Below are 26,621 nucleotides of genomic sequence, written 5' to 3'. Positions count from 1 at the left end.
CCCAGGTGCCGGCCATCAGAGGGTCACCCCCGTCGTCCAGGACACGGCGACGGTGCCCGTGGTCGCGGCGACGGTGAGCGGCCCGGTCAGCCGCGCGTCGGAGTCACGGGCAACGGACCAGGTGACGGACTCTGAGGCGACGAGGGCCGATGTACCGTCCGCCGTCGTCACCGTGCCCGTACCCCGGGCAACGGCCGTAACGGACTGGAGCGTCGGCCACGCCGTCGCGTCCCACGTCTCCCCAGGGTCGAGGTCGACGCGGTGGGCCTGCACACCGGATGCCGTCGGTGCGCCTCCCGGCTCGCACTCGACCGGAGAGACCGGGGTGTACGGGGCCGACATGTCCTCGGTGTACGTGCCAATGACCGTGAGGTCGCCAGTGCACGTGTCGACGCCTACCAGCTCGACGTAGTCGACCTCACCGACCCCGTCACCGTCGGCGTCATCGCACCGGCACTGCTCGATCACATGGACCGGGCACGAGCCCGCGGAAGAGGTGCACTCGCCGACGTCGCCCGTCACCTCGTACGGCTCGCCGTCCAGCGTCGTGTCAACCACCGACACGGTGGCCCCGGTCGCGCAGTCCTTGACGATTGTCCGAAGGAACTGGCTCTCGCACTCGACCGGGGGGACTTCGGCCGACCACTTGAACTCGTCGACGAGCCAGGCCTTGGGCCCGGCGCCGTGGTAGGTCTCCAGGTCCAGGATTGCGACGATGTCACCGGTCGCGAGTGCTGCCGCCGGGACGTCGGCGGTGAGCGTCAGCGTGTGCGAGGAACCGACGGGCGCGCTCTGTGGGACGTCGACGTGCGTGAGCCGGGAGGCGGCCGTCGCGTCCCACAGGGCAAACCGGCCGTCGCCCTGCCAACCGGCGTTGGGCCCGTTGTTCGTGGCCCTCAGCGACACCGTGACGCTGACGGTGCCCGTGAGGGTGGGCGACCCTGCGGCAAGGTGGACACCGATCACCCGGTGAGTGTCACCCGTGCTGCTGGCCGGGCAGGCGGAGTCAGGGCCGATGACGGCGGACCCACCGGCCCATACCGGGGCACCCTGGCCGGTGGTGTCGAGGAGGCACCACCCTGACGCCGGCAACCCGGGCGCCCAGTTGTTGAACGCGGCCGGGTGCGGCTCGTCCGTCGCGGTCGGCTCGATGCCGGCCTGGCAGTCCGGGGCCAGGTCGCACAGCAGAACGGTGCTGGTGTCGCGGCACTCCTCCGTCGGGCAGCACCCGCCGTCACCCCCGCCGCAGGGGACGATGCGCTGCCCGTCCGGGATGGTGTCCTGCCGGGTACCGGTCTCGTCGAGGTAGTAGACCCGTCCGCCGTCCTCGATGACCTGCGTCCACACGCGCGGCTCGTGGTCGTACGTCGCCACGACGTGGAGCATCATCCCGGCCTGGTTGCCGTTCGGGCACGGCACCGAGGACGGCGGCTGTGTCTCCAGGACCTGGACGATGACTTCGTTCTGCCCAGCCCGGCCACCGGGAACGGCGGTCGGCGGGAAGCCCCAGGCCGGCGGGGTGAACTGGCCGCCGCCAACCGGCTGCCAGCCACCATCGTTGAGGCGCCATTGCACGACGTCGTTGTCCGCGTTCAGGACCGTCGCGGCGATCCGAATCGTCTCCGGGTCGACATCCGTCGGCAGGTTCCACGAGGCGCGGGTGTACCAGGTCGCGGTCACATGCGGTGCCGCGGCCGGGTTCGGGGAGCAGACGCCCTTGTCCGCGTGCGGGGACACCCAGTGCGCCGGATTCGGTGCTGGGTCGGTGACGGTCCACAGCGCGTTGGGGGCGACCTCGTACATGGGGTACCAGGTACCGGAGAGGTCCGGCGCCCACTGCCAGTCAGCATCCTGCCCCGACGTCGCGTTACCGGCGTTGGTCAGAAACTCGCTCACCCCGGTCTCGACCACGCAGATCTGCCGGGTGATGCGGTCCGGGGACGGGCAGCGTGCCAGGACGGCCCCGGCCGGCAGCTCCACCGTGTCGCCCGTGGTCGGGTCGGTGAGGCGCTGCTCCAGGCGGTCGCCGGTCTGGTCGTCATAGACCCGCTCGACCACGACCTGGCCGAGGACGTCGCCGCTGGCCTCGTCGCGGATACACAGCAGTTCGGTCTCGACGTCGACGCGCTGCTCCGGCGGGGGCTGCTCGCAGCACTCGGCAACGGGCTCGCACTGCCCGACCTCGCCGACGACTGTGTACGGGGCGCCGTCGAGAGTGGTGTCGACGACGCTGACCGTGGCGCCGGTCTCGCAGTCCACGACCGTGCGCCGCATGAACTGCACGGTGCGGGTCATCACGATGTCCAGGCGGCCCTGGATCCAGTTCTCGCCAGCCCCGTCGCGGACTTCGATCTCTACGACGTTAGGCCCGGCCGTGACCGGGATCTGTGCGGTGCCGCTGGTCGCGGGCATGTTCCACTGCCCGTACATCCCGGCGTCCTGGCCGTTGATACGGACCCTGGCGCCGCCGTCGCCACGGAAGGTGGTCGAGCTGACGACCGCGACCCCGTCCTCCGGAGCATCGAACGTCTTGCGCATCACCCAGCGGACCGGGGCAGTGTCGTAGCTGGCGTAGCTGGGCCCAGGACCGATGCTCAGGTCGGACCGTACGCCCATGTACGCGGGGTTCCCGGCCGGGTGGGGCACCGGGTACGGGATCGCCGCCTCGGGCTCGTAGCCGGGCCCGTAGCCGGTGTAGGAGACGATCTCCCACCCATCCGCCCCGGGCCGGTTGACGGGATCAAAGACCGTGACGGCCTCTTGCGCGACGGTGTCGCACAGCAGGGTCGAGGACGAGTCACGGCACGGCTCCTGCCCGCCGCCGTTCGCCGAGCAGCCGCAGCAGCCGTCCGGGACAAGCTTCATGCCCTGGAAGCGCACCGCGGAGCAGGCGGAGCCGCCGCCCGTGTTGCCGTACCGGTACGCGATCTGCGCGGGCGGGCTATCGAAGTAGACGTAGGCCATGATGTTGCTCTGGTTCGCCTTGATCGTCGACCCGGTCCAGGTGACGTCACCCTCGACGCGGGACGGGATCGGGCTCAGGTTGGTGATGCCCTCGAACACATCGAAATCGAGCAAGTCCAGGCGGAACGTGCTCATCTGCTGGGCGACGTCGTCCAGGACGAGCGTGTACACCGTCGGATTGTTGAAGACCGGGTTCGCCGGGTCGTACGTGCCGCACCCGCCTGGTGCGGCGCTGCTCGCGTGCAGTTTGACGTGGGCGACCTCGTCGGTCTGCGGGTTGGTGACGGTGTAGATGAAGTCCTGCCGCGCCACCCCGGCGGGATCCTCGGCAATGCCGGTCTGCGGCCACAGGAGCTCGGACAGCGCGGGGACGCCGCCGCTGCCGCAGTCGACGACCTTCACCGGCTCATAGGGCGTGGTGCCGTCCATGGCGGTGTCGCGGGTCTCGACCAGGGCGCCGGTGCAGTCGTCAACGAGATGACGCAAGAACGGCACGGCACAGCGCTTCCCGTCCTCGTTCGGCGTGACGTCGGGGTTCAGGTCGCACAGCTTGAGGACCTGCACGGTGGAGGCGCACGGCTCCGGCTGGCAGACGCCGACCTCGCCGAGCGGCTCGTACGGGGTGATGCCGTCGAGGAGCGTGTCCGCAACGACGCCGACCTGTCCGCTCTCCGAGTCGACCTGGTAGGCGCGGAGGAACTCGGTGACCGTGCCGTCCTGGTCGGTGTTGCAGAGAACGGCGACCTCGGTGTCCTTCCCGGGCTCCACTGTGACCGGGATCGGGTCTGTCGGGCAGACCTTGACGAGCTGGGCGAGCGGCGGAGGCGGAAGCTCCGGGCAGCCGGTCACGTCATAGGCGAACTCGGCCGACCACTCGGAGAACGTCCACGCCTTGCACTTCGGGGGGACGTTGAACGACTTCTGCCAGGTCTCGGCGCTGACGACGGCGTACACCTCGCCGGCGGCCAGACGGTCCGCGGGGATCGTCGCAATGACCTCCCGGGTTCCGGTCGAGCCGGCGGGGGTGTTCTGCGGGAACGGGTGGGCGCCGGCCTGCACGGCACTGCCGTCCGGCTGGTGGTACATCAGGAACAGGGCGCCCGTGGATGCCTGCCCGGCGTCGGGGCCCTCCTGGGCGTAGTTGAGCCGGATGGTGACCTTCACGGTGCCCGCGTCACAGATCGGGCGCGGCACAGCCGGCAGCTTGAGGGCGCCCAGGCCGTGGTCCTCGCCGGACGTGCTCACACCGCACTTGGTGGCGGGCATGTGCCAGGAGCCGCCGGTGATGAGTGCGCCCATGCCGGGCACCTCGTGCTCGGTCGCCGGCTTGATCGGCCGAGCGAGGGCGACGGAGGACAGTGTCTCGGCGCCGCTGGTGATCGGGCCGGAAACCCCCGGCGTGCCACCGGTACCGGTTCCGCAGGGAACGAGCGAGCCCGCACACGTACCGACACGGCCGACTGGGGTGTACGCCGTGGTGCCGTCCAGCAGGGTGTCCCGCGTCGTACTGGTGCCGTCCCCGCTCGGCGTGAGCTGCCGCAGAAACTCGGTCACGGTGCCGTCGGTGCCGGTGTCGCAGAGGATCACGTACTCGACGTCATCGACCGGGCCGGGGCAGATACCCAGGGTGCCGGTCACCGTGTACGGGTCGCCGCCCGGGGTGAGGGTCCGGACGCCGATGAGCTGCCCGTTGTCGTCGTACTCGTACTCGACCAGGACGGGGGCGATGACCTCGCCCTCGGCGTCCAGGTCGCACCACTGCCCGACCTCGAACTGCTGGGGCTGCCCGGCACATGCCTCGGTGCCGGCCGGGGGCGGACCGGCCGTGTAGGCGCCGGTCAGGAGGTTGAGCCAGCCAGTCATCTCCGGCGCAGCAGCCGCGGTGCCGCAGTCGGCGCAGGCGGTGACGGCCAGGACAGCAATAGGGGTGCCGTTCGCGAGGCACAGGCCCGTCGAGGCGACCCCAGGGGCACAGCACGACGGTGTCGGCGGCTCGGGCTCGGGCACGGTGCAGGGTACGGGCTCAACGGGCATGGCTCACGCCTCCGGGTGGACCTGGCGGCGGTGAGCGTCCCGGCCGCGGGGGGTGGTGAATGTGCGCTGGCAGACGTCGCAGGAGTTCTCGCCCCCGCCGTCTGCCTTATTGGAAGTTGAGTCACTTCGGTCGCTATCCGGGGTGGCTGCGCCGCTGGAGGGCTCGGGTACGGCCGTGCCGAGCAGCTGCTCAAGGCCCGAAATCTTGGCGAGCTGGCGGGAGCGGTCGGGGCGGGTGAGCGGGATGATGGTCTCCGGCCCGCTCTCCCCCACCACGGTCGCAACGGTCGGGACCGCCGGGCCACTGGCGCCCGGTCCCGGGCGACCCAGGGTGGCGTCCTCCTCGGGAGAGACGTACCGGTGGCCGTCGACGATCGAGCCGATGAGGATGCTCTCCGGCATACCGGCGAACAGCCTCGCGGGTACGCCGAACTCGTGGACGCCGACGGTGTCGACCTTCGGCCGCTGGACGACTGCCCACCGCGCGAAGTCGATGCGGCGCCCGCGGGTGGGCTGGATGCGGATCACGTCGTTCATTCGCAGACTCGGATCTGAACCGCGCAGACGGTACAAGTAGTGGCGACAACTACCGTTCTCTCGGCGAGAACTTGCCTGTCGTTGTTGCGGATGTTCACCGACGGGCCGGGCCGGTCCGGGATCACGTCGACCGGGCCGCGGCGGATGACGAGCGGGCCGGTGATGTACAGCCACGCCGTGCCCGGATCCGCAGGAATCCCACCCGGGCCGGCGTTCATCGAGCTGTACCCGGCCCCGATGACCACGCAGTTCCCGGCGAGCGTGCGCAGGGTGCCGGTCGCCGGGTCTTCCCGTACGAGGTTGCAGCAGCCCAGGAGTGCGGCAGCGCCGGCGGGAACGTGGAGGGTGCCGATGCCGCCGTATGACTCGGCGAGGCATCCTTCCAGGACGGCGACGCCCTGGGCGATCGACAGCGGGCCCTCGGGCGGGGTCAGGTCGACGGCGTCCCGTGTGAGCTTCAGCCGCATGAACCCGGCCTCGATCGCGGCCTGTTCCCCCAGCTCAAGGGATGCTTCGGCCTGGGCCCGCGCCTCCTTGTACGACCAGCCGAGTGCGGAGCATTCGGAACCGGCGTACACAGTGAACGGGGCGGCGTGCTCCGTCTGGGGGCGGCAAAACTCTTTCTCCTGGGGGGCTCCGGGGCTCTCGTCGCCGGGGGACTCATCCGTGAGGCACGGGTCCTGCCAGTCGAGTACCGGGCAGCAGCCGAGAGCCAGCCACTCGACTCCCATGAGTTCGTGCGGGTCTTCGACGTCCTGCACTGTGGCGCAGCCGCCGAGGATGCCATGGGGAAGCGGCGACCCGCCGATGGCCTGGACGGCCTTGCTCAGACCTGCGGGCGGCATCGCCCACCTCCGTGTACGTGGTGAGGGGGTGGCTGGCCCCGGGGGTGCCCTCGACCCTGGGACCAGCCACGTTTGGGGGGTGTCAGCTGCCGGAGGCGCAGACCATTTCGAGCTGGGCGCCGGTGGACCCGTCCGGGCATGTCGGGACGGTGACGAGCCTCGTGTCGACGGACCGGTCGACGAGCGTGCTGCACTCTTCCGTGAACAGGGCTGTGTAATCGTTGAACTTGAACTTTGAACTGTCGTGGATGGCGCCGAGGTTGACCTCTTCGCCGCGGCCGATCTGGAGCGAACCGGCCGGGTACATGAGGAACTTGACGGCGTCGGGCCATCCGGTGGCCGGGGTCTTCCCGCCGATGTCGGTCGGGACGGCCGGGGCCAGGCCGCGCGCCCACTGCACGCGGACACCGAGCGGGGTGAACAGGCCCTGGACCTGGGCCTCGGTCACCTCGCTCGGGGAGACGCCGTTACGGCGGGCCAGGTCCGCCAGGAACAAATTCCTGGACCACCAGGGGAACACCACCTCAAGGGCGGTGGACTCACACAGGCTGTGGCGCTCGATGACGTCGGCGGCCTGGAGCGCCACCGCGGCGTACACGGCGGACAGCGCACCGAACGACACCGGCATCGTCACCTGGGTCGCCGTGTTCAGGGCGTCCTGGAACAACTCCTGCCTGAGGCGAATCTCGTGCGCGACCATGGCGTTGCGCAGGTACCAGGAAACGAGCTCCGGGAAGTGGCGCTGCGTCAGGATGCCGGACTCCAGGCACACGCCGATCGCGCGGCACCGGACTTCGGTCGGGTCCGGGCACGGGATCTTGTAGCAGGGCTTTTCGGCACCCGCGATGTCGTCGGCCTCGGTGTGCACCCACGTGAGCGCGGCGACGTCCAGGGACAGCGGCTTGTAGTAGCGCAGACCGCCGCGGGACAACTGGATCTCCGGGGCGTCCCACAGCATGTCCGGGCACGCCACGCCCGTCAGGTCGTAGACCGTATAGGAGGGAGCGCACCACCCGCCGGACGCGGTCAGTTCCTGCTGCGGGAGGCGCCGCTGGTTCGACGCGGCGAGCGTGACCGTGGTCCCCTCCGGCGCCGACGACGAGTCCGTGACGATCAGGCTCTGCTCGTACGGGTGCCGGTAGCTGATCACCTGCCCGACACCACCGCCGGCGGTTTTGAGGGCGGTCGCGCGGGAGGTGATGCCCTTGGTGATGTCGTCGAAGTCCAGGGCCGCGCCCGGGGTGTAACCGGGGACGTCAACGGCCGCCGTGATGACGGTCGTCGGGGCCGGCGGCGGCGGGAGCACGTTGGGCTGGCGGCGGCGAACACCGGACAGGTTGAGGGCGGGACGGGAGACGAGGGAGGCAGTCGCAGTCTGGGGCTCCGGCTCCGGCTCCGGTTCGGCGGCCACGGGCTCGGACTGCTCGGCGGACTCGACGGTGTCGGCGGCGGGCTCCGGCTCCGGGTCGCCTCCGCGGACCTGTGCCGCGAGGGCGTCGATCTCGGCCGCGGCCTGGGTGGCGGCCTCGTGGCGGGCGGCCTGCTCGGTACGGATGTTCTCAACACCGGCAGCGAGGGCCCGGATCTGCTCCAGGTCCTTCGGGGTGACGACGCTGCTGGTGCTGCGGGTGTCGAAGGCCTCGACGGCCCCCTCCAGGAGCGTGGACAGCTCATCGTCGGAGAGGGTGGTGATGTCGTCGGGAAGCTCGAACGGGTCCATGGGTGGGTCTCCAATGAGTGCCTTGGAGGACCCGGCCCAGAACCAGCGGTCGTCAGTGCTGTGAATCTTAGCCCGCGTTGTGGTCGACGGGCTGGTGTCAAGGTCCGGCGCCTCGCAAGGCCGCCGGATTCACGCGAACTGGTCGAGGGCTGCCGCCGTTGCCTCTACGGTCCCTGCATGAGCGACACGACGATTCGAGACATTCAGCGGCAGGTGGAGCGCCAGGTAGCGGACGAGATGAGCGGCCTGCGGAGGCAGCGTCTACGTGAGGCTCTCGCGGAGAAGCCCCGGGAGTGGCTCCTGGAGCAGCTCCTGGATCTCCTGGAGCCGCCCGGCATGCCGCCCCTGCCCGGCCCGCTGAGGAAGGACAGCAAGGCATAGCACCTGAAGGCACTCCGGGGCTGCACACCGTGACGTGCAGCCCCGGAGGTCTTCACTTCGCGACAGTCGTTGCCCCGGCCTTGGCCTTCTCCCGGACCTCGCTGCCCGGGTAGCGCTTGGCCACGGAGTCGGCTGTGGGCTTCGAGCCCGTGGTGAACACCACCTTCCCTCCGGCCGCGACGACCTCGTACTGCTTGCGGTTCTTCTGGCATGAGCAAGCCATCAGGCCTCTCCCCTCATCACGGTGCCGGCCATGCTGGCGGCGATCTCTTGGCGGGCCGGGGCCAGGGCTGCGGTGAGCCGCTCGACCTCTTCCCGGGCTGCGGTGCGTTCGGCTTCCCTGGTCTCCAGGGCGCCGGCGAAGCGGTCGAGGAAGTCGGGGCTGGTGAGCAGCGCGGCCACCGCCTCAACGACGTCCCCGGAGGTGTCCGGGGCGTGTCCGGACGGGGTGTCCGGGCGGGGTCCGGGCAGGTCAGTGGCGGCGGACGGGCGCTGTCCGGGCAGGGTGCCGGACGGGGTGTCCGCCGTGTCCGTTCCCTGTCTGGACAGGGTGTCCGGGCTGGTGGCGGCGGAGGCGGCGAGCGCGAGGTTTGAGCGCTCCGCGACTGAAGCAAGCAGCGGGCTGGAGTGGCCGGGGACGGGCACGGAAAGTACCGCGCGCAACTGCCACTTCCCGCCCGCTGCCTGCTTCATGTGGTAGCTGGGCTGGCATGCCGCGAAGGTGTTCCGGTCCCACTCGCTGAGCCAGGGCCCCGCCGCGCCGGAGAACCACATGCCCCGCTCGTTCATGCCGACGGTGACGATCCCGGCGACGGTGCGAGTGTCGTCGAACTGGCAGGACGCCGTCTCGCATTCGGCGCCGTCGCGGTGGTGGCCGACGTTCATCGTCATGGCTCCGGCCCGGATGAGGCTGCCGTCGTCCAGCTTGAACTTCGCGCGCAGGAAGTGCGTGGTGTCGATGTCGCCCAACGAGTCGATGGTGAGGTTGCGTCCGGGCATCCCGGCGTGCGGTTCGCCGGCCTGGGCCACCCACCCGTACACCCGGCCGTCGGAGTAGTGGACGCCGCCGGAGCCGGGGGGCAGCTCCTCGGCGGTCGGCTCCTGGAACCACGCGGCCGGCATCGGGTCGGTGTCCTGCATTGCGGTCCAGGCGGACGCCACCAGGTCTTGAAGCGCCGGGTCCTCGCTGTCCGTTGAAACGGCGGCAGCCGTGGCCTCAGCCCCTTCGGGGATGGTCGAGGCCCCGACGTACAGGCCGCGGGCGAGGCGTACGAGGCGCCCGGCCGTCGCGGCTCGGGATAGGTGGCCGCGCGCTGACTCCATCGTGATGCCCAGGGCGTTGGCCACCTGCCGGGGGCCGACCGCGATCGGGGACGCGGAGACGTAGGCCACGACCTTCCAGTGCACGTCGCCCGGGGCGGCGGCCAGGAGCTGCGCGAGGTCGGCGGCCGCAGTGGTGGGGACGGGATGGGCGCTGGCCTGCTCCTCGACCGGGTCCAGCACGATCCGGGCCCGGTCGTACGCGGGCATCGCAACAAGGGTCGCGCCGCGCAGCCGCGCCCGGGTGATCCTGATCAGGAAGTCCCCGGTGCGCTCGGAGTGGACGACGACACCGTTCTCCGGGTCGTCCGGGTCACCGGCCGCGGCCTTCAGGACCCCGGTGGCGGTGAACGCCTGCCGGAGCGCAGCAGCGGACACGGCGCCGTCCGGGCCGGTGATGAGCTGCACGGCGTGCTGCGCCCGGGACAGGGTCGCACCGGACGCGGTCCACTCCGCTCCGGTGCTGGCGGTGATCAACCATGCCCCGTCGTCGAGGCGCATGACGCTGGCGGAGGCCAGGGACGCGGCCAGCGCGTACCCCTCGCTGCTCCCCTCCTCGGGGCTTGTGCGGTCCACGAACTCCACGTCGACGGCGTCCAGGTCCACGGACACCCCCAGGGGGGCGCCTTCCTCCAGGAGCATCGCGGCATCGGCTCCGGCGGGGCGGCTGGTGTAGAGCACGCCCTTGCCGGTGATGCGGTCGCCGTCCCGGGCGAAGGAGTCGATGGCCCCGGCGAGCTCCGCGCCTTCGTGGCCCATGAGCATCTCGTCCGCGTACTGGAGCGCGGCCGGTGCAGTGTCCCAGTACAAGGAACCAGCCGCGAAGATCCGGCCATCGCCGGTCTCCTCGTTCTCGAAGGCAAGGGCGGTGTCGTCGGGGGTGGACCAGGCCCGGGTGGGCATGCCGTCGGCGGTGGTCTCTTCGGGTTCCATAGGGGCCTCCGGGGGGCCGAGGGGGATGTCCGTGTAGTCGCCGGCGAACGCGATACGCAGCCGGTCGAAAGTGACCGGGCCCAGCCGCTCTTCCAAGGCGGCCAGGAGGGCCGGGTCGTCGCTGTAGGCAGCACAGACATGGGGCGCCCACGGAGAGTGCTGGGCGGGGATGTCCGGCAGGTCGCGGGCCTGCCCCACGGCGTGGGTGGCGTGCCAGTGGGGATGGTTGAGGGAAATGACCGGGTTCTGGTTGTCCCCGATGGACCACACCCAGGACGGGGAGTCGCTGCCGGCGTTCCAGTGGGCGGCGCCGAACGCGCGGGCGGTGATGGGCTTCATGTCGGCAGCGCGTGCCTGGATGTTGCCGATCAGCTCGTTGCGCTGGTCCTCCGTCCAGTCCTGGCCGTTGTCGCCGAGGAAGTAGAGCGTGAGGTGCAGCTCCTCGGCGGGCTCCCCGCCCTCGACGGCCAGGCGCTCCGCGTCTTTGGGGGTGGGCATCAGGGCGATCATGGCGCCCTGTCGGTGGCTGCCGTCGGCCGCGGCTGTCACGTGGTCGGGCACGCTCGGTTCCTTCCGTGGATTCGTAAGCTGGTTCTCGGCGGGCGTCTGAGATTCGTAGGCGGCTACCTGGTCTGCGCGGGCAAGTGCGAGGGCGCAGCGGCAGTTACAGACGAGTTCCGGGGGTGCGATGGGGTCGCCGGGGGCGGACATGGGTACCCCGGCGACGGTGAACGGTTCGTCGATGAGGCGCAGTTGTCCGTTGACCTCGGCGTGGGAATCACGCACGTCCGGATCCCGGCGGCTGAGCCATTGCTTGACCAGGGGCCGGTTCGGGCCGGTGAGGGCCTGCGCGGCTGCCAGGGTGGCGGTGTTCCAGGCGCGGGCGGCTTCGGTACGGGCGATGCGTTCCTCACGGCCTGGCCCGAGCTGCGCGCCTTCGCGGGCGAAGGCGTTGCGGAGTCGGGTGCGGAGTTGGTCGATGGTGTCCCCTGCGTCTACCCCGGCGGCGAGCTCGTCGACGGCCACGGCGGCGAGGCGGTCCCCGACGGCGCGCAGGAGGTGTTCGGTGGTGGTCACGTAGTCCCCGAGGGTCGGGGGCAGTTCGCGGTCCTCGTCGTACCGGCCGGGCAGGTCGTCCCACCCGGCGGGCAGGGTGGCGTCCGCGTCGGTCGCGGCCTGGTTGGCTGCGGTCTCCGCGACGCCGAGGAGGCGGCGCACCAGGCGCGGTACCCGGGCGCCCCACATACGGGCGATACCAGCGACGGAGAACCGAGCGGCGACAATCTCCGTCGCGGCGTCCAGGGAGGCGGCGAACTCGTCGGCCACCTCGGCGAGGACGTCGCCCACCTCCGCGGCGACGGCCTCCTCCGCTGCGTCCAAAGCGTCCTGCAGGGCGTCATCCACGAGCGGGGCCTCCTTGGTCGGCCGGATCATCACAGACCTCGCACCACTGCCAGGTCCCGACGGTGGACACGCCGCCCTTGGTGAGGAGCAGCGTCGTGCCGGTGATGCGGGTGTAGGCCTTGCAGACCGGGCACCAGTCGGCGTGGACGTCGCCCGCGGCGAGAGGTACAGGCAGGGCGGGCGGTGGCTGGATGGCCGGGGCGTGGCGGGCCTGGTCGGGGCGGGTCATGCCGCGGCGGCCAGGCACGGGGCGTGCAGCACGCCAGCGGTCTGTTCGTAGGTGTGGGGGATGCCAGCGGCAATGAGTTCGCGGGCGTACTCGTCGAGGGCCGCGGTCAGGCATTCGGAGTCGCGGCCGTACCGGGTGGCGATTTCCGGCACGCGTGACCATGCCCCGTCGAGGAGCTTCCACTGATCGACCTCGTCGGCGTCGACCGCAACCAGCGTGTGAATCTGGGCTGGTTCGATCTCGCGGGTCTGCGCGCGCTGCGAGCGGGGGCAGGCCGGGGTGCGTTCCAGTTTCCGGCCGGCGGCGGACAGGGCTGCCCAGATCAGGCCGTCGGCTGCGGCGGCGAGCATGCCGTCGGTGGTGGTTGTGGCGGCGGAGGCGGGCAGGGTGTCGGGTTCGGTGGTGGTCTCGTCCACGGGTAGCGGCTCCCCCTCGGTTTTGTGGTCTTGGTTGCGGCGCTCCTGCTCGCGCTGTTCGGCGGCGGTCGGTGCGTCGGCTTCGTCGAATCCGGTCTCGCGGCGCAGGGCTTTGGCGCTGATCGCGCCGAGTTCGTAGACCTTGAGGGCGGTCTCGGAGCGGTTGGTGCGGACGCGGAGGGGTGAGGTGTCGGCCAGGACGAGCCACTCGTGCGCGTCGGGCAGGTCCTCGTCTTCGAGGAGTGGTTGCAGCCAGTGGTTTGTGTAGGCGTGGGTGACGACGCGGAGGCGGGGTTCGATACCGAGCCGGATTGCCTCGCTGGTCAGCTCCCAGGCGCCCCAGTGGTTGATGTCGCCCATCCCGAGGAGGAATTCCGCGGGGATGTCTGCGGCTGTTGCGAACCGGGTGATGTTCTCCTGGCGCAGCTTGATGGCGAGCTCGTCGAAGTTGCTCTCAAGCGTCAGGTGGGTAATGCCGTTGATCGTCTCGGCAGGGACTTCGAGGATGATCGGGACGGTGGCCGCGGCGCTTTCGGGGTCCTGGATTGCGGTCTGGGCGACTGTCATGAAGACGTCGATGAGGTCGTCCTCGGCATCCGACGTACCCGGTGTGGACGGGAAGCGGGTGCCTTGCGGGACGAGGATGACGCCGCGGCCGGTGAGGCGGGAGCGGGTGATGGCCCGGACTGCTGCGCTCAGCAGGCGAAGTTCTTCGAGCTGTTCCAGGGAGGCGAGGACCGGCGAGTCGGCTTCGAGATGGTGCTCTGGGCTGGGATCCCACACCCGGATCGCGGCCGGAGCCATGGGGTCCGGTGCCGCGTCAGGGTCGTGGGCGGGAATCTTGACGGTCTCGCCGTCGATCTGGGCCTCCAGGGCGCCTCTGCCCTTGGAGGCCATTTCCAGCACGGACACGACATGCCAGTCGGCGCCGACTGATTCGCGGGGCCGGATGACGGTCCAGCCCTCTCCGGCGACGGCGAGGTGCCGGCCGTGCTCACGTAGGAGCTGCGCTTGCCCGTCCGGGCCGCCTGCGATGCTCGCGACCAGGCGCGCGGCCGGGTGGTCATCGGGTGCCCGTTCGATGGTGCCGTCCGGCCGGCGTCGCCCGGCGTACAAGCGCGCGCCCGACATGGCGTTGGCGATCCAGTTCGCGTACGACCGCACTTCGGGGGTGCGATAGAAGCCCCATGCCGCCACCTGCCGGCCGCGGGCGGGGGTTTGCGCGGCCGTCTTCGCGGTGCGGGTGGTGTATCGGGCTGCTGCGCCGACGAGTTCGCGGGTCACCGGTCACTCTTCCGGTCGCGGGTGCTCGTGCGGGGCGGTCGATTGCCCAGCCACTTGCCCCAGGACCAGGCCGCAGCACAGATTGCGATGGCGATGACCGCGGAGAGGTATTCGCTCATGGTCAGCCGACCTGCGGGCGGGTGTCGTCCCACCGGTTGAGGAGTGCCTGGCCGCCCGCGACCGCGAACCACTCGATGCCGTGGACCAGGAGCGGCGTATCGGCGAACTTGCCGGTGGCTAGCAGGTACGCCGCGAGGATGGCGCCGCTGATCCACCAGCCCATGCAGTACGTGCACGAGATGAGGGTGATCACGAATTCCCGGAGCCGGGACTCTGGGCGGCGTTCCTGCCAGGCGAAGATCCGGTCTCGGGCGGGGTCCAGGAGCGTGTCATGCACGGCTAGCTGGGTGGCGCGGTAGGCCGCGAAGGCGAGTACGGCAAGGGCGAGGAGCGTTATCACGGCTTACCCAATCAGGAAGATCTTGCGGGTACGCCGCCCATCATAGGCTCATGCCGCAAATATTCCTGTGGCTACCTGTTTCAACGAAAGACTCTCCTGTCGGGGTACGTGTAGCCCGCTATGGTCGTCGGCAGGCGTTGTACTGCTGGCTCTAGGCCGGGCGCAGCGCCGTGTCGGGGGCCCGTGGTCATGCTGACGCCAGTGCCCTAGGGAAGCGCAGAGGTCGATCCACACTCTGTGGCCACGGCCCCCGCCCCCAGTTCGGTGAGAAGCCGGCCGCATGGCCGACCACAACCTGTCACTCACTCAGGCTCTCGTTGCGCTCCCCGAGGTCGAGATGACGGAGACACGGTTGCCGAACGGGTGGCTCTCGATCACGTTCGCCGATACCCCGGACGACGACCGACTGCGCGGGGGCGGAACGCTACTGATCCCTCCCGAACTGGCGAATATCCCCGCGTAGCGACCTTCATCGATCCCGAAGGCGGTGTGCCGCGCCCCGGCGCGCAGACGGCATTCCCCTGACCGTTACGGGACCAACGGGACCGAAGGCTGGCGTCACGTGGAGGTTGCGGGGCGGGGTGCAGTTACTGGGGGGCCGCGTGGGTGCTGCGCGGCCAGTGGGCGGGCGGCTCGCCCAAGAGCGGAGTGCTGCGCAGCTCGGTCGCCGCGGTCGGGCCGCCGGGCTCGTGGATCGAGGCGGCGTAGTGCAGGGTGCGGGCCCCCTGGAGGTCCGTCTCGACGATCACGGGTCCACTGACGTAGTACTCGGACAAGGCCAGCCCGTTGGCCTTCCACCAGCCGTACAGCTCATCGAGCAGCCCGTCCGCAATGAAGTCGGCGAACAGGTCGTTGTCTCACACGAGTTGAGTCATGACCCGATGGTGGACCGGCCCAGTTCCGGGTTCCGCACTCTCAGTGCAGAGGAAGCGTGACGTGCGTCACGGTCTCGGTGGTCGCTCGCGCAGGCTGCCACCCCTGGGAAGTCGGCAGATGCGGCCACGGCCAGGCAAGGGGCGTGCTGGCCGTCACGCGACCAACGGGACTGAAGGCGGGTGTCACGTGCCGCAAGGTCCACCGGCAGCCAGCACGGGGCTATCGCCGGTACAGGGGCCAGGACACGCGCCGAGACGGGAACCCCATGAGCCAGCCACCGAGCGCTACTACGTGGAGCCGGCCGACATGTTCGCCTGGGAATCGGGCTGCCACTAACGGGAGATCGGGCGGAAATGGAACCCACACCCCCGGTTCTCCCGTATCCGCCATGGTCGTCTTTGACTTACCCGGCGGGGTTCAACCCGTCTGGTCACCGCCCGTGGAACTCCCCTGGTCACCGCCCGTGGAACTCCCCTGGTCCGCCTGGCCGCTCGGCCACTGCGACTGATGACCACCGGAATCCTGCTTGCTCGGCCACTGCGACTGATGACCACCGGAATCCTGCTTGCTCGGCCACTGCGACTGATGACCACCGGAATCCTGCTTGCTCGGCCACTGCGACTGATGACCACCGGAATCCTGCTTGCTCGGCCACTGCGACTGATGACCACCGGAATCCTGCTTGCTCGGCCACTGCGACTGATGACCACCGGAATCCTGCTTGCTCGGCCACTGCGACTGATGACCACCGGAATCCTGCTTCTTCGACCAGTCCCACCACGGCTTTTGGGGCTTACAGTCGCCAAATATGGGCGGCTGCCCACCACTTGGGTCCCACCACGGGCATGGCGTCGGCAGGTGTCGGCAAAGGCCCCAATAGGGGGCACCATTTGGATGGTCGGTCGGACAGTCCGGAAGGATGTGGTAGCACGTCCCCGCCGGCTCGCCCTTGCACGGATACACAAAACCGGGTGCACCTGTTGGCGTTGATGCATCAACACGGGTAGTGCTTGCCGAGGCAGTGCCGCTCGCTACTACACATCCGCCCATTGTGAGTGGGACAGAAGCGACTACCGTCACGAGCAGTCGCGTGCTTCTTCTCTGCTGCATGATGCTTCCTCAGGTCGTCAGATACGCGGCCGCCCGAACTGCTAAGCCGCTGAGAACCTAACCGGTGCCGTACCGCTCTGAGGACGCCCACCTATCGCGAGGTAAGGGTGTCAAACTCCCGCATTCAATGCTCCGCCAACTGAGAACTCAGGTCAATCGCAGAGCACCCGTGTAAACCCATTTCGCGCGGCACCATCACCGTGGTGGTCATCGTGTTCGTCCCGGCGGCCCTGCTCGCCGAGGAGTCCTATCCCCGCACACCGACTTACGGGCTAACCCGAACCAGCTGGCCGGGCTTGCCCCGGTACGGCGGCCTCCACGCTGCTGGCTATGGGCCAGGCTGGAGGCCTTCCCCTTGTCGGGAGACACCCATGGAACACCTGCACTCGGACCTTGACGTCCAGCCGGGAACCGTCACGCTGTGTGTGGTCGACGGTGACATGTGGCACCACCTGCCCGTGGACCGCCTCTTGTGGGACGGTGCCGGAGACGACCAGCGGGAGCAGTTCCGCAGCATCGCCCGGCGGAAGTGCCGCACCGCTGGCCTCCCGGTGGAGGTCGTCCGGAGCAGCGGCCAGGACCAGCTCACCGGCCCATAGTGCGCGCGCGCCCTCCTCCGCCGATGCTGCGCCCGTAGCGGGACGCTGCCGCGCTGCTCCGCCCCGTGGCATTGGTCGGCGACCGGACGGTCGAGGAGGCAAGCGACTCCGCCCAGAACGACATGGCCACGGCGTCGCCCCTGTCCGGAGACCGGCCGAGGCGGGCCACCAGGTCCTCCTTCTTCTCCAGCTGGATCCGCGGCGGGACACCGGTGGTGATGGACCACGTGGGCGCGGTGAGGTCGGAGATCAGAAGGTCGTCCGGCGGCAGCATCAACTCCGGGTCAAACGCCGGGTCGAGGAGCTCTCGCACCCGCCAGTACGCGGCGGTCCGTACGTTCGTGAAGCCGAACTCCTTCTCCCGGGACCGGGCCTTCGTCTTCGCTGCGCCCGTGTACGCCAGCACCGGCACACGGAGCTCACGGAGCCGGTCGACGACTCCACTGCCGACGCCGATGGAGTCGACCACCGGGACTAGGCCGTCAGCACCATCCACGCCGAGGGCAGCCTGGACACGGGCGGTCGTCTGCATCGTGTCCTCAAGGTCGTGTGTCTCCAGTTCACTGATGAGCGGCCCGTGGCGGTGAGCGAGGACAGTGGAGTCGCTGCCGGTACGGGCGACGTCGACACCGATGATCCGCCGGCCTTCGACCGGTGGGCGGCCCGCATCATTCCAGCCGTGCCAGCGGTCGACGGCGGCCTCCACCCAGGACAGCGGAATAGCGCTGTCCTCGTCGGACGCGTGGAATTCGCCGAGCACACGGTTATGGAATAGGGCGGAGTCGGCGCCCCACTGGCGGCGTCGCTGCTCCGCCCAGTCCGGCGAGATCCGTCCCGCGGTCATCGCTTCGGTGAGGGTGACGTGGCGGGTGTGCCAGTCCTCCAGGCCGGGGGAACGGCGGTGGATGTCGTAGAACCGGCCGGCGGGTGGGCCGGGGGTGGATACGGCGAGCGCGAACGCTTCGGGGAGCCCTTCGGGCCGGCCGCCGGAGAACGCTCCTTCGATCGCGTCCCACGTCGCGTTGGGCACGACCTTCGCTTCGTCGATGAGGTAGAGCAGGCTGTCGGCGTGGGCGCCCTCGATGAGTTCGGAGCGGTTCGACGCAACGGCGGACGCGGCACCGTGGTACAGCTTCAAGTTCAAGGTGAGGAGCTCGGTCAGCTCGCTGAATGGCTCACGGCCCAGCACCTCCCACTGGATCCGCCGCGCCCACTTATGGATCTCTGGCCAGAGGTACGTCACCAGGGCGCGCCACGCCGACGCCGTCGTTACGACTTTCCAGTCGACTCCTGCAGCCTCCCGGGTCGTTGCGAACCACAACACAGTGATCGCGGACATACAGGACTTACCCAACCCATGTGGACCACGGACCGCGACCCGTCGCTTCGTCGGCAACGCCCCCACCGCGTCCCGCTGGTACGCAGTCAGACCCTCTCCCTCCGGCCACGCGATCACATCCCGCGCCCACGCCACCGGATCACGGTAGAACCGGTCAGCCTTCGCCTGCTGCTCCGTCAGCGCATCCAGCCGATCCGCGGCCCGACCGAACACGCTCACCCCGCGTGCTCCCGCAGATGCTGAGCTGCCGCCCGCTGCGCCACCACCAGCTGCTCGCCGGTGACACCGGCCGCGGTGAGTCCGGCAACGACCGCCCCGGTCACCACCTCGGCCTGCCGTTCGGTGACCCGGGCGACTCGCTCCTCGATGTTCAGGCGGGCGATCGAGGACAGCACACTGGAGGCCCGGTCCATCGCGCGCTCGTACAGGGCGATCTCTGCACGGAGCTGCTCGGCTCCGTTCGACCCGGCATAGCGGATGTTCTCAAGACGGTTGACGAGCTCCGCGGTTGCGGACTGCCAGGCGAGGGTTTGGCCGGCGAGTTCAAGGAGTGCATGGAGCGGGTCGGTGACAGGGGCCACGTCAAGCTCGGCGAGCACGGCCCGGGTATTGGCCTCAAGACGGTCACGATCAGCTCGGGCGGCCTGGGCGGTAGTACTCCCGCCGTGGAGCTTGCAATGTCCGATTCCAACGTGGTCGGTGCCCCAGCCAGCAGGGCGAGTGCAGGTGCCGTCGCCCTGCCGCTTGCGTGCATCGCAGTAGCGACTGTCATGACCCTCTTCAGAAAGGGTGACTGTCATGACCCTCCTCCCTTGCGGCCGTTGGTTCGTGCGGGCTGTACCTGAGAGTACGGGCATCTTCGGATGGCTGGCGTGGGCGCCGGATTGTGTCTGGGCGGTGCCGGTCTGTGTGTCCGGCCGTACTGTCGCGCGGCATGGACAACGCTGGCGCGGACGGTGACGGGGAAGCGGCGGGACATCACCTTAGGGTCGAGGGCGAACACGAGCCCGCGCGGGCTGATCGCTCACCCGGCGGTTGGCAGCGCGCTTTGGCCGCACTTCCTCACTGGCTGCGGTATCGCTCTGCCAGCCGAAGCTGCACCTCGGAGTGCCGGAAATGGTACGCCCCGCCCGTGTTCCGCAGGATGCCAATCCGGTGCATGTCCCGCAGAAAGCGGTCCAACCGCAACGGCAGTCTTGTGCGGAGAACGGCTTCCGCGTGTGCAGAGCGGAAGGCGAACCATTCTGCTCCGACCCCCGCTACCGCCAGCGCGTACGTACATGCCAGGCCGGTCAAGAGCGGCCCGACCCGCCACTCCGTCACGTGATCGAGCGGTTGCGGCCCGTACAACCACACGGCGATGGCCCCGGCAGCCAGCAGAGTGCAGATGCTCAGTAGTACTCCTCGTTCCAGCCACAACCAGTTCCGGATGCCGCGGGGCACGAAAATGACAGGACGCGGAAGCATGTACGCGATCCCGCATACCAGCAGAGTCACAAAGGCGCCAATTCCGACGACTTCTCCAAGGTGCTCACTCGAGACAGGTATTCGCGCTGCGTCAGCACCCAGCAGCCACTCCATGTCTAGACCGGAGCTTTTGAGGAGCGGAGAGAGGGAGATCAAAAGGAAGGGCGCCAGAGCCACAAACGCCCAGGCTGGGTGGGGCGATGGCATGTTCCTCCAATGCGCACGTGCGTGGTACCCGAGGCCAGCAAGGACCTCGGACAAAATCACTGCCCCTACGAGGCAGAGCGTGATGCAGAGGGGGTAGTTGATCGACAGCATGGCCTGCACCTGCTGCTGGGCTGCGTGGTTCTGGCTTTCCGGAGAAGGAGGCATCGCGGGGGAGCCATCGGGATAGATTGCCACTGCCCCAAGCCCCCGTGGGATCACCTCCAGCCAGGGTGTCATCCCCAGAAAGGCCGCCAGTATTGGCAGATACACGCAAATGCGCAGCACCAGGGGCGATGCGGCATTGGCTACGAGAGCGCCGCTGAGAGAGTATGCGCGGCGTGGCTGGGTGTGAATGTGTGCCAGCCACTGCAGATAGCGCTCAGCGGAAGCGTGGTTGGCGCTGATGCGGTCACCGACGCTGTCTCGGGCTTCATGTTGCGCCCTACTGTCTGTGGACCGTTGACCCATGAGGGCTGGCACATAGGCGTCGATGAGGTGGTTACGAATCGCGATTGTGTCAGGGAGGTGGAGGAGCTCATCTGGTTGGCCTCCGTTGCGATACGCCGCCCTGGCCAGGTGGAGCATCAGCGGGGTGTTCAGGGCGCGGCTAACGGGGTGATCTCGATTCGTGAGCACGAGTTGAATCGGTCGCCACATGCGAACCCATTCGGGCGAGTCTCGGGTCTCGTCGGCGAGCCAGGCTGCAGCATTAGTGAAGGGCACCGACGCGGCCTCGACCACTTCGGCGTTACGGATGACGCCGGTGGAAACGCGCTCGCTACGGGCCAGGGCACGGGTTGCTCGCACGTACTCTTTTCTGCGGCAACAGATGATGAGCGGTAAACGGTCGTCGAACTTGTCCTTGAGTGCGGAGAGCGCGGCACGACGCTCGGGGGCCCGGACCTCGTCGAGCCCATCGAACACTGGAAGGATGCGGCCGGTTTTGATCAACTGTTCGGCCGCGTTGGCACCGTACGAAGTGATCCCTCGTATCTCAGGGCATCGCTGATGGATGAACCAAACCATCCATCGCTCCAGGGAGTTACTACCACGGCCCTTCCGTTGACGTTGCAGTGGGCCGTTCCATGCGGCTGGTGACCATTCAGCAAGCGGGAAGATCACGGGCAGCGGGAGATCCGTTTCGCTTGATGCACTTCGGCGGCGTTCGATAACGGATTCTGCGATCTTCAAGGCGAGGGCGCTCTTGCCTGCTCCGGCGATGCCGAGAATCACCAGCCGGCGCGTCGACCCCAGCAAGGCATCGACGAGCGGCTCCGGATCCTCGCTGCTTCCCCTGAGCCCGCTTGTCGACCTCAGGGGTAGATGAATCAGACTTGGATCGGAGGGGCGTGACCAAGGCACGTCAGCCATCTCCTTTTCGTGAAGCCCTAGTTGTTGCAACCACATGCTCGGCGCACTGGAGACAGCTTGAGTCAGCGCGTGCAGTGCGGCGGCCGTCTGTTCGGCGTTCGAACTCTTCTGACGGATGAATAGCTGGGCCAGTGTCGGACCTGCCACAACTGCGAAGAGCGCCAGCGGCGCCGCGAGCCATCCCGTCTGTTCCAGGCCTCGCTGCATCCAGAAGACGACGACGAACAACGCAGCGATGATCGCTACAAGTTGGGCCCAGAGCTTCCTCGGCACCGTGTCCCTCCCCCGTACGCTCCGCAAACCGTCACCACATTATTCGGATGCATGCCGATGTCAGTCCAGAGTGGCGCGCTGTGGGCATGGGTGAGGCCCTGTCGCGCGGGGTTGCGTGGCGGGGCCTCACCGTAGTCGCCCTCACGATGTCCCCGGGCGGTCTCGGCTACGCGGCCTTGGCTCCGGTCAGGCGCTGGCGTGCTACCTCTGCGTATTGCGCGGACTGTTCGATGCCGATGAAGTGCCGACCTTCTGCGAGGGCGGCGACTCCGGTGGTCCCGGAGCCTGTGAATGGGTCGAGCACGGTGCCGCCTGCGGGTGCGATACGAACGAGTTGCTGCATGACCGTGGTGGGCTTTTGTGTGATGTGGTGCCTCTGCTTGCCGCGCGACTGTGAGCCTTCAAGCATGCCGGGGAGGTAGATCGTCGGTGCGTGCCGGAGCGGTTCTCCGCGGGTTCCCCAGAGGACGTATTCGCACTCTCGGCGGAACCCGTTCTTCACCGGTCTGGAGATCGGCTTGCGCCACGGGATGATGCCGCGCCAGGTCCACCCGGCGGCTTGGAGGGCGTCGGTGGTGGCGGGGAGTTGTGCCCAGTCGGTGAAGGTGAGGAGGCTGCCGCCGGGGCGGGTGAGGCGGTAGGCGCCGGCAAGGATCAGGCCGAGCCAGTGGGTGTATCCGCGCTGGTCTCTTGTGTCGCCGTCGAAGTCGGCGAGGACGTGCTGCGCGTCGCCGGAGACGTATTTGTCGCGGGCGCCCTGGCTTTTGCGTTCGGCGTTTGTGCGGCCGCCGGAGTTGTATGGCGGGTCGCATATGACGGCGTCGACGAGGGCGTTGAGGGTGGGGAGGGTGAGGGCGTCGCCGTGGTGGACGGTCCAGGTTGGCATGGGTCTGCTTTCGTGCGGTCGCATGCGCGGGTGCGAGCGAGTCGGTACACGGCCTACAGGCAGAGGCTCGCCCCCGGTATACCCATTTGTACGAGTTTCAATTGGCATGCCCGGAACCTGGTATCGGATTAGTGGGGCGGCCACGGCGAGACAGCGGCCGACGGGCTACACGTGGAAGCCGGCTTCGAGGAGGTCCGCGTTCGTCAGGTTTCTCCCACACACCCGCCCGGCGTTCGGCACACTGTGGGTATGTCGGTGTCGTACATGATTCGAGGCCGGACCGAGGCCGAATGCGAGGCCGCCCTGGAGCGGCTGTGCCAGCTGCTGGGTGCGGTGCCGACGATCCGTCCGACCGACAGGCTCAGCTCTTCGGGGTGGATTGCCCGAGCCGCGTCACCTCACAGGGCGGAAGAGGCTCTGCCCTCCAGTCAGTCGGGCAGAGCCTCGGTCCAGCGCGCAGCAGCCAGAAGCGCGGATAGATGACGTCCACGGTACGGGCCGGGACTGACAACTGGGTTACGGCCGCCACGCGTCGCGGTAGTCGGGGTGGTCGGCATAGGGCAGGGCGAGCAGGCGCACCGTGAGGCAGGGGCCTTCCGGTACGTCTTCGCGACGTTGGTAGTGCGAGTGCTTGGGGACACAGAGGCCGCAGACCGGGGTCTCGCTGTACTCCTCGCCGCCGCTCTCCAACCACCCGATCTCGCGGTGCACGATGCCGTGCAGCTCGACAGCGCGCCGCTTGGCTTCCACCTCGCGCAGGACGCGGGCCGGATCATGGCGAACCACGTGATCGACGAGTCCGGGCTTGAGCGGCCCGGTATGGCCGTAGAACAGCATGTGTCCGTTGAACGTCCGCGCTGTGTCGTGGCCGTCGGCGACCCACTGTCCATTCCACGGGGCGCTCCGGTCCTCTACCGATCGCGCCGTCTGCTCGTCTTCGTTGAGGCGGTCGCGGAGGAACTGTAGGAGGTCGTCCATGGGCTCATTCTCTCGTGGTTGAGGCCCCTGCCCGAGCGCAAGCGGGCAGGGGCCCCGGTCTCCGAGTAGCGCAGCAGCCAGCAGCGCGTATGGGATGCCGTCCACGGTACGGGCCGGGACCGACAATCAGTGTCAGCGCTTCTCCTTACCTTCGGCTTCCTGGAGCCACTTGGGTCGCTGGTCGGGGACGCTCGCGCCGACCGGGGGCGGGGTCTGGTCGGGGATGTGGCTGCCGGGTGTGGGCGCCGGGTAGGGAAGCGGGGCGGTCTCGGACTTGTTCTTGTTCCTGCCGAACATGGTTGTCTCCTCGTATGTCTCAGGCGGTCAGTCGTTGTCGGGGGTTTCGGTGACGGTCAGGTCCGGGTGGTACTTCCGGATCCGGCCGATGCGCTCCTCAGCGAAATCCGGTGCGTTGGTGCTGAACTCGTCGAGGAACGTGCCGTCGGCCTCCTCGACGCGGTAGCGGGTGAGGTTCATGCAGGGTGCCTTTCTGTCAGGGCTTCGGTGATGCGGATTGCGCGCCGAGCCGGACCCAGCGGGCCACACCCTCGTAGGCGTCCAAGGCCCGCGAGTCGTACGGGCCAAACTCTGTTTGCAGGGATTTCCCGAGGGCCTGGTAGAGGCGGGCGGCGCGGCGGGCGTCTCCGTCCCGGCCGGCCTGCTCGGCGAGGTCCATCTGCTGCCGAACTGTGTGCTCGTCCATGGATGTCTCCTCAGGCGCCGGTCTTGACATGCACGTGGGTGCGGACGGGGTTGGTCTTGTCGTCGGTGTAGGCGATGACGAGCCCCTCCCGGTGGACCACGTCGGGGGCGTTGTTGTTGTCGTTGTTGGCGCCCTGACCTGCAACAACAACACCGTCAGAAGGGGGTCCAGGGGTAGGAGGAGGGGCGGGGAATTTGTCGGCGCGGACGCCGGTTGAGGAGCCCCGGCCCCGCATCCTCACTGCAGCGACCGGCACGGCAAGCTGGTCGAGGGCCGCGCGGACCGCGTCTGCGGTGGTTCCCAAGTCCTCGGCGAGTACAGCGATGTGGGCGTGCGGTGTACCGACTCGGGAGAGGGCCTCGTGGAGGTCCTGGTGGGACGGGAGCGGCGGCTCATCGACCGAGGGCACTGCTGCTCCTGCGGGCTCGGGCGCATCGGACCTGGTCCCACCCTCGGCCGCTGCTTCTTCCTTCTCCTCGTCGTCTTCGCCCTCTGGTTCTGCTGGGGCCTCGGCGTAGAGGGACGCGAGGAGCCACAGGCCAGCGGCCGGGGCCAGCACCCACGGGGCCGCGACGACGCCCCGCCAGGCACCGTACGCACCTCCCAGGATGACGGCTCCCCTGAGCCACACCCCGTACTGCGCAGGCGCCCCCTCCAGGTCGTCGCGGTGGCCGGCGCTGCACCAGGCGGCTACTCCCCTGCCGCAGCGCTGGCAGAGCCAGACGCTCCCCTGCCCGATCTGCGAGCCCAGTTCCCGCACCGATTCCCGCAGTTCGCGCAGTGCTTCCCGCAGTTCCGTCTCCTCGACGGCGGGTTGCGTCTTCTCCCCCGTCTCTTGGTCCTGCTCCGGCTCGGTCACCGGGGCTTCGTCGATGGCTGACTTGCCGCGCTTCTTGAACAAGTTGATGGTCACAGGGCACCGCCCAAGGCGTTCTTTCCGCTCAAGCCGAGCGAGTTGACCAGGTCCGGCAATCCGTCGAGGGCTCCGGCGACTCCGGCCGTGGCGCACAGGATGAACCCGGCGATCATGGTGCCGATCAGGCGCCCCTTATCCTCCTTGCTCGCGGCCTTGTACGAGGCGACCAAGGCGAGGAAGACGAGGAACACGACGACGGCGCCTTCCTCCGTGAGTTGGCCCATCGATCCGGACGCGATCGCGCTTCCTGCTCCTGTGCCGGTGGTGCCGCTGATGACCTTGTCGCCGCCGGTGTTGGCGGCCTGACGGGTGCATCCGGCGAGCCACCCGGCGAGGCCGCCAGCACAAATGGTGCCGAGCGCTCCAGTGATGAAGCCCTGGATAGTCGGGATGAGGTCCTTCAGCGCCCGGCCGCCGGTCCACCATTTCCGCAGGTTGAGGAACAGGATCGCGAACGCGACGGTGCATCCGGCGAGCGTGGCGCCGGTAGTAGCGGTGTTCATGATGCGTGGACTCCGGTGATCCAGGTGACAGGGTCGTAGAGGTGGATGGCGCCGGCCATTCCGACGACAGAAACGGCGAGGACGAGGAGACGTCGGATGGTGCCGCCGTGGTAGTAGATGCGCAGCAGGGCCCAGGAAAGTGGGGTGAGCGCGAGCGCGTACCCGGCTTGCTGCCCCCACTCGGCGCGCATCCCAGATACGGCAGATGCCCAGGTGGTGGCGATGCTGTACCCGACGCCGGGGATCGGTAGCAGGGCGAGGGTGAGCGCGCCGGCCGCCTGCCATGGCCGCCCGAACTGGCCCAGCCACGCGGTCAGGCGCTGCCACCGGGTGGGCTCGTGCTCGGGAGGCTGCAGGGTGACGAGCACCTCGATCGGGCCCTGCGGCACGGGCACCACGATCGCTGGCATGGGTGGCGGAGGCGGTGGGGGTGGCGGAACTGCGGGCGCTGGCGTGGGGGCGGCTGTGCGCCATGGCGGGAGATCCGTCGTCCCAGGGGGTGCCTGGGGCATGGGTCGGGCGGTGGGGATGCCGTGGTCGGCCGGGATGATGCGGGTCGGGGTGACGACGCGGCGCTCCTCGGCGGGGACCTGGTCGGCGCTCATGCGGATACTCCCCACCGGCGGATCGCGTGGATCATGCGGTCGCGGGCCTGGATTTCGTCGGGGCCGGGCGTGGTCGGGTCTCCGCCGTGGATGACGGTGAGGGTGGGGCGGTGCGCCCATGTGTACCCGTCGGGCAGCGCGTTGCCGAGCGTCTGCCGGATGCTGCCGACGGGCGCCGGGCGGGGTGCGCGCGGGTCGGCCGGCCGGGGCCGGGGTGAGTGGTACGTCGTGGTCATCGGACGGTCCTTCGGGTGTGGTGGC

The 26,621-nt window shown here is 69.0% G+C and carries 25 protein-coding genes; 3 read left to right on the top strand and 22 right to left on the bottom strand.

Translation table 11 applies throughout. From position 1 onward, the window contains the following. Positions 1 to 15: 15 nt before the first annotated feature. The 4 genes from OG978_RS32760 to OG978_RS32745 all read right to left on the bottom strand — a co-directional run bounded on the left by OG978_RS32760 (position 16) and on the right by OG978_RS32745 (position 8,100). Entirely contained in the window at positions 16 to 4,998 is a 4,983-nt protein-coding gene (locus OG978_RS32760) for a hypothetical protein (RefSeq protein ID WP_326768671.1), read from the bottom strand. 3 nt (positions 4,999 to 5,001) lie between these two features. Next, positions 5,002 to 5,535 carry a hypothetical protein gene (locus OG978_RS32755; RefSeq protein ID WP_326768670.1) on the bottom strand — a complete coding sequence of 178 codons (534 nt, stop codon included), beginning with the start codon at positions 5,533 to 5,535 and terminating at the stop codon, positions 5,002 to 5,004. Next, on the bottom strand, positions 5,532 to 6,380 hold the full coding sequence (locus OG978_RS32750; RefSeq protein ID WP_326768669.1) for a cupin: 849 nt from the start codon (positions 6,378 to 6,380) through the stop codon (positions 5,532 to 5,534). The genes OG978_RS32755 and OG978_RS32750 overlap by 4 nt, the downstream gene beginning before the upstream one ends. An 82-nt stretch (positions 6,381 to 6,462) precedes the next feature. Next, positions 6,463 to 8,100 (bottom strand): major capsid protein, encoded by a 1,638-nt coding sequence (locus OG978_RS32745; protein ID WP_326768668.1) that lies wholly within the window; start codon positions 8,098 to 8,100, stop codon positions 6,463 to 6,465. Positions 8,101 to 8,277: 177 nt separating this feature from the next. Here OG978_RS32745 and OG978_RS32740 point away from each other — a divergent pair, with 177 nt between their 5' ends. Further along, complete coding sequence (locus OG978_RS32740; RefSeq protein ID WP_326768667.1) at positions 8,278 to 8,481, top strand: hypothetical protein; 204 nt, start codon at positions 8,278 to 8,280, stop codon at positions 8,479 to 8,481. 52 nt (positions 8,482 to 8,533) lie between these two features. Here OG978_RS32740 and OG978_RS32735 read toward each other — a convergent pair whose 3' ends face one another. The 5 genes from OG978_RS32735 to OG978_RS32715 all read right to left on the bottom strand — a co-directional run bounded on the left by OG978_RS32735 (position 8,534) and on the right by OG978_RS32715 (position 14,527). Continuing rightward, a complete protein-coding gene (locus tag OG978_RS32735; RefSeq protein ID WP_326768666.1) occupies positions 8,534 to 8,704 on the bottom strand; it encodes a hypothetical protein in 171 nt (56 codons plus the stop codon). Beyond that, positions 8,704 to 12,138, bottom strand: a complete 3,435-nt coding sequence (locus OG978_RS32730; protein WP_326768665.1) for a phage minor head protein — start codon at positions 12,136 to 12,138, stop codon at positions 8,704 to 8,706. Before OG978_RS32730 ends, OG978_RS32735 begins: the two co-directional genes overlap by 1 nt. Further along, positions 12,131 to 12,367, bottom strand: coding sequence for a hypothetical protein (locus tag OG978_RS32725; protein WP_326768664.1), 237 nt, complete (start codon positions 12,365 to 12,367; stop codon positions 12,131 to 12,133). Before OG978_RS32725 ends, OG978_RS32730 begins: the two co-directional genes overlap by 8 nt. Then, positions 12,364 to 14,067 (bottom strand): hypothetical protein, encoded by a 1,704-nt coding sequence (locus tag OG978_RS32720; protein WP_326768663.1) that lies wholly within the window; start codon positions 14,065 to 14,067, stop codon positions 12,364 to 12,366. The genes OG978_RS32725 and OG978_RS32720 overlap by 4 nt, the downstream gene beginning before the upstream one ends. Positions 14,068 to 14,188: 121 nt before the next feature. Then, positions 14,189 to 14,527 carry a DUF1360 domain-containing protein gene (locus tag OG978_RS32715; RefSeq protein ID WP_326768662.1) on the bottom strand — a complete coding sequence of 113 codons (339 nt, stop codon included), beginning with the start codon at positions 14,525 to 14,527 and terminating at the stop codon, positions 14,189 to 14,191. A gap of 280 nt (positions 14,528 to 14,807) precedes the next feature. On the opposite strand from OG978_RS32715, the gene OG978_RS32710 reads away from it, so the two are divergent. After that, on the top strand, positions 14,808 to 14,990 hold the full coding sequence (locus OG978_RS32710) for a hypothetical protein (protein WP_326768661.1): 183 nt from the start codon (positions 14,808 to 14,810) through the stop codon (positions 14,988 to 14,990). Between the two features lie 124 nt (positions 14,991 to 15,114). On the opposite strand, the gene OG978_RS32705 is transcribed toward OG978_RS32710, so the two are convergent. After that, the gene (locus OG978_RS32705; RefSeq protein ID WP_326768660.1) at positions 15,115 to 15,303 is read right to left on the bottom strand and encodes a hypothetical protein; all 189 of its coding nucleotides are present in this window, start codon (positions 15,301 to 15,303) and stop codon (positions 15,115 to 15,117) included. Positions 15,304 to 16,884: 1,581 nt separating this feature from the next. On the opposite strand from OG978_RS32705, the gene OG978_RS32700 reads away from it, so the two are divergent. Beyond that, complete coding sequence (locus OG978_RS32700) at positions 16,885 to 17,112, top strand: hypothetical protein (RefSeq protein WP_326768659.1); 228 nt, start codon at positions 16,885 to 16,887, stop codon at positions 17,110 to 17,112. Here OG978_RS32700 and OG978_RS32695 read toward each other — a convergent pair. The 12 genes from OG978_RS32695 to OG978_RS32640 all read right to left on the bottom strand — a co-directional run bounded on the left by OG978_RS32695 (position 17,099) and on the right by OG978_RS32640 (position 26,596). After that, on the bottom strand, positions 17,099 to 18,451 hold the full coding sequence (locus OG978_RS32695) for a hypothetical protein (protein WP_326768658.1): 1,353 nt from the start codon (positions 18,449 to 18,451) through the stop codon (positions 17,099 to 17,101). The genes OG978_RS32700 and OG978_RS32695 overlap by 14 nt on opposite strands. 215 nt (positions 18,452 to 18,666) lie before the next feature. Beyond that, positions 18,667 to 19,050 carry a hypothetical protein gene (locus tag OG978_RS32690; RefSeq protein ID WP_326768657.1) on the bottom strand — a complete coding sequence of 128 codons (384 nt, stop codon included), beginning with the start codon at positions 19,048 to 19,050 and terminating at the stop codon, positions 18,667 to 18,669. A 463-nt stretch (positions 19,051 to 19,513) separates the two neighbouring features. Further along, positions 19,514 to 21,769, bottom strand: coding sequence for an NACHT domain-containing protein (locus tag OG978_RS32685; protein WP_326768656.1), 2,256 nt, complete (start codon positions 21,767 to 21,769; stop codon positions 19,514 to 19,516). Positions 21,770 to 21,935: 166 nt separating this feature from the next. Further along, positions 21,936 to 22,655: a DNA-methyltransferase gene (locus OG978_RS32680; protein ID WP_326768655.1), complete on the bottom strand. Its 720-nt coding sequence runs from the start codon at positions 22,653 to 22,655 to the stop codon at positions 21,936 to 21,938. A gap of 516 nt (positions 22,656 to 23,171) precedes the next feature. Beyond that, positions 23,172 to 23,633 carry a DUF6221 family protein gene (locus OG978_RS32675; RefSeq protein WP_326768654.1) on the bottom strand — a complete coding sequence of 154 codons (462 nt, stop codon included), beginning with the start codon at positions 23,631 to 23,633 and terminating at the stop codon, positions 23,172 to 23,174. A 132-nt stretch (positions 23,634 to 23,765) separates the two neighbouring features. After that, positions 23,766 to 23,930 carry a hypothetical protein gene (locus tag OG978_RS32670; RefSeq protein WP_326768653.1) on the bottom strand — a complete coding sequence of 55 codons (165 nt, stop codon included), beginning with the start codon at positions 23,928 to 23,930 and terminating at the stop codon, positions 23,766 to 23,768. 27 nt (positions 23,931 to 23,957) lie between these two features. After that, positions 23,958 to 24,110, bottom strand: a complete 153-nt coding sequence (locus OG978_RS32665; RefSeq protein ID WP_326768652.1) for a hypothetical protein — start codon at positions 24,108 to 24,110, stop codon at positions 23,958 to 23,960. Positions 24,111 to 24,126: 16 nt separating this feature from the next. Then, positions 24,127 to 24,336 (bottom strand): hypothetical protein, encoded by a 210-nt coding sequence (locus tag OG978_RS32660; RefSeq protein ID WP_326768651.1) that lies wholly within the window; start codon positions 24,334 to 24,336, stop codon positions 24,127 to 24,129. 10 nt (positions 24,337 to 24,346) lie between these two features. After that, the gene (locus OG978_RS32655; RefSeq protein WP_326768650.1) at positions 24,347 to 25,249 is read right to left on the bottom strand and encodes a hypothetical protein; all 903 of its coding nucleotides are present in this window, start codon (positions 25,247 to 25,249) and stop codon (positions 24,347 to 24,349) included. Further along, entirely contained in the window at positions 25,246 to 25,755 is a 510-nt protein-coding gene (locus tag OG978_RS32650) for a hypothetical protein (protein ID WP_326768649.1), read from the bottom strand. Before OG978_RS32650 ends, OG978_RS32655 begins: the two co-directional genes overlap by 4 nt. Beyond that, positions 25,752 to 26,360, bottom strand: a complete 609-nt coding sequence (locus tag OG978_RS32645; protein ID WP_326768648.1) for a hypothetical protein — start codon at positions 26,358 to 26,360, stop codon at positions 25,752 to 25,754. The genes OG978_RS32650 and OG978_RS32645 overlap by 4 nt, the downstream gene beginning before the upstream one ends. Further along, positions 26,357 to 26,596 (bottom strand): hypothetical protein, encoded by a 240-nt coding sequence (locus tag OG978_RS32640; protein WP_326768647.1) that lies wholly within the window; start codon positions 26,594 to 26,596, stop codon positions 26,357 to 26,359. Before OG978_RS32640 ends, OG978_RS32645 begins: the two co-directional genes overlap by 4 nt. Positions 26,597 to 26,621: the final 25 nt, after the last annotated feature.

The sequence above is a fragment of the Streptomyces sp. NBC_01591 genome (genome assembly GCF_035918155.1).
Classification (GTDB): Bacteria; Actinomycetota; Actinomycetes; order Streptomycetales; family Streptomycetaceae; genus Streptomyces.
Note: the sequence above shows the minus strand (reverse complement) of the source record. Positions and strands in the feature narration are given on the sequence as shown.

Bases quoted from the DNA above. Each gene is read 5' to 3' on its own strand.
- OG978_RS32740 (WP_326768667.1), top strand. From the start codon at position 8,278: ATGAGCGACACGACGATTCGAGACATTCAGCGGCAGGTGGAGCGCCAG.
- OG978_RS32670 (WP_326768653.1), bottom strand. From the start codon at position 23,930: ATGTTCGGCAGGAACAAGAACAAGTCCGAGACCGCCCCGCTTCCCTAC.
- OG978_RS32735 (WP_326768666.1), bottom strand. From the start codon at position 8,704: ATGGCTTGCTCATGCCAGAAGAACCGCAAGCAGTACGAGGTCGTCGCG.
- OG978_RS32710 (WP_326768661.1), top strand. From the start codon at position 14,808: ATGGCCGACCACAACCTGTCACTCACTCAGGCTCTCGTTGCGCTCCCC.
- OG978_RS32725 (WP_326768664.1), bottom strand. From the start codon at position 12,367: ATGACCCGCCCCGACCAGGCCCGCCACGCCCCGGCCATCCAGCCACCG.
- OG978_RS32665 (WP_326768652.1), bottom strand. From the start codon at position 24,110: ATGAACCTCACCCGCTACCGCGTCGAGGAGGCCGACGGCACGTTCCTC.
- OG978_RS32750 (WP_326768669.1), bottom strand. From the start codon at position 6,380: ATGCCGCCCGCAGGTCTGAGCAAGGCCGTCCAGGCCATCGGCGGGTCG.
- OG978_RS32675 (WP_326768654.1), bottom strand. From the start codon at position 23,633: ATGGACGACCTCCTACAGTTCCTCCGCGACCGCCTCAACGAAGACGAG.
- OG978_RS32700 (WP_326768659.1), top strand. From the start codon at position 16,885: ATGGAACACCTGCACTCGGACCTTGACGTCCAGCCGGGAACCGTCACG.
- OG978_RS32760 (WP_326768671.1), bottom strand. From the start codon at position 4,998: ATGCCCGTTGAGCCCGTACCCTGCACCGTGCCCGAGCCCGAGCCGCCG.
- OG978_RS32755 (WP_326768670.1), bottom strand. From the start codon at position 5,535: ATGAACGACGTGATCCGCATCCAGCCCACCCGCGGGCGCCGCATCGAC.
- OG978_RS32645 (WP_326768648.1), bottom strand. From the start codon at position 26,360: ATGAGCGCCGACCAGGTCCCCGCCGAGGAGCGCCGCGTCGTCACCCCG.
- OG978_RS32650 (WP_326768649.1), bottom strand. From the start codon at position 25,755: ATGAACACCGCTACTACCGGCGCCACGCTCGCCGGATGCACCGTCGCG.
- OG978_RS32680 (WP_326768655.1), bottom strand. From the start codon at position 22,655: ATGCCAACCTGGACCGTCCACCACGGCGACGCCCTCACCCTCCCCACC.
- OG978_RS32745 (WP_326768668.1), bottom strand. From the start codon at position 8,100: ATGGACCCGTTCGAGCTTCCCGACGACATCACCACCCTCTCCGACGAT.
- OG978_RS32640 (WP_326768647.1), bottom strand. From the start codon at position 26,596: ATGACCACGACGTACCACTCACCCCGGCCCCGGCCGGCCGACCCGCGC.
- OG978_RS32695 (WP_326768658.1), bottom strand. From the start codon at position 18,451: ATGTCCGCGATCACTGTGTTGTGGTTCGCAACGACCCGGGAGGCTGCA.
- OG978_RS32660 (WP_326768651.1), bottom strand. From the start codon at position 24,336: ATGGACGAGCACACAGTTCGGCAGCAGATGGACCTCGCCGAGCAGGCC.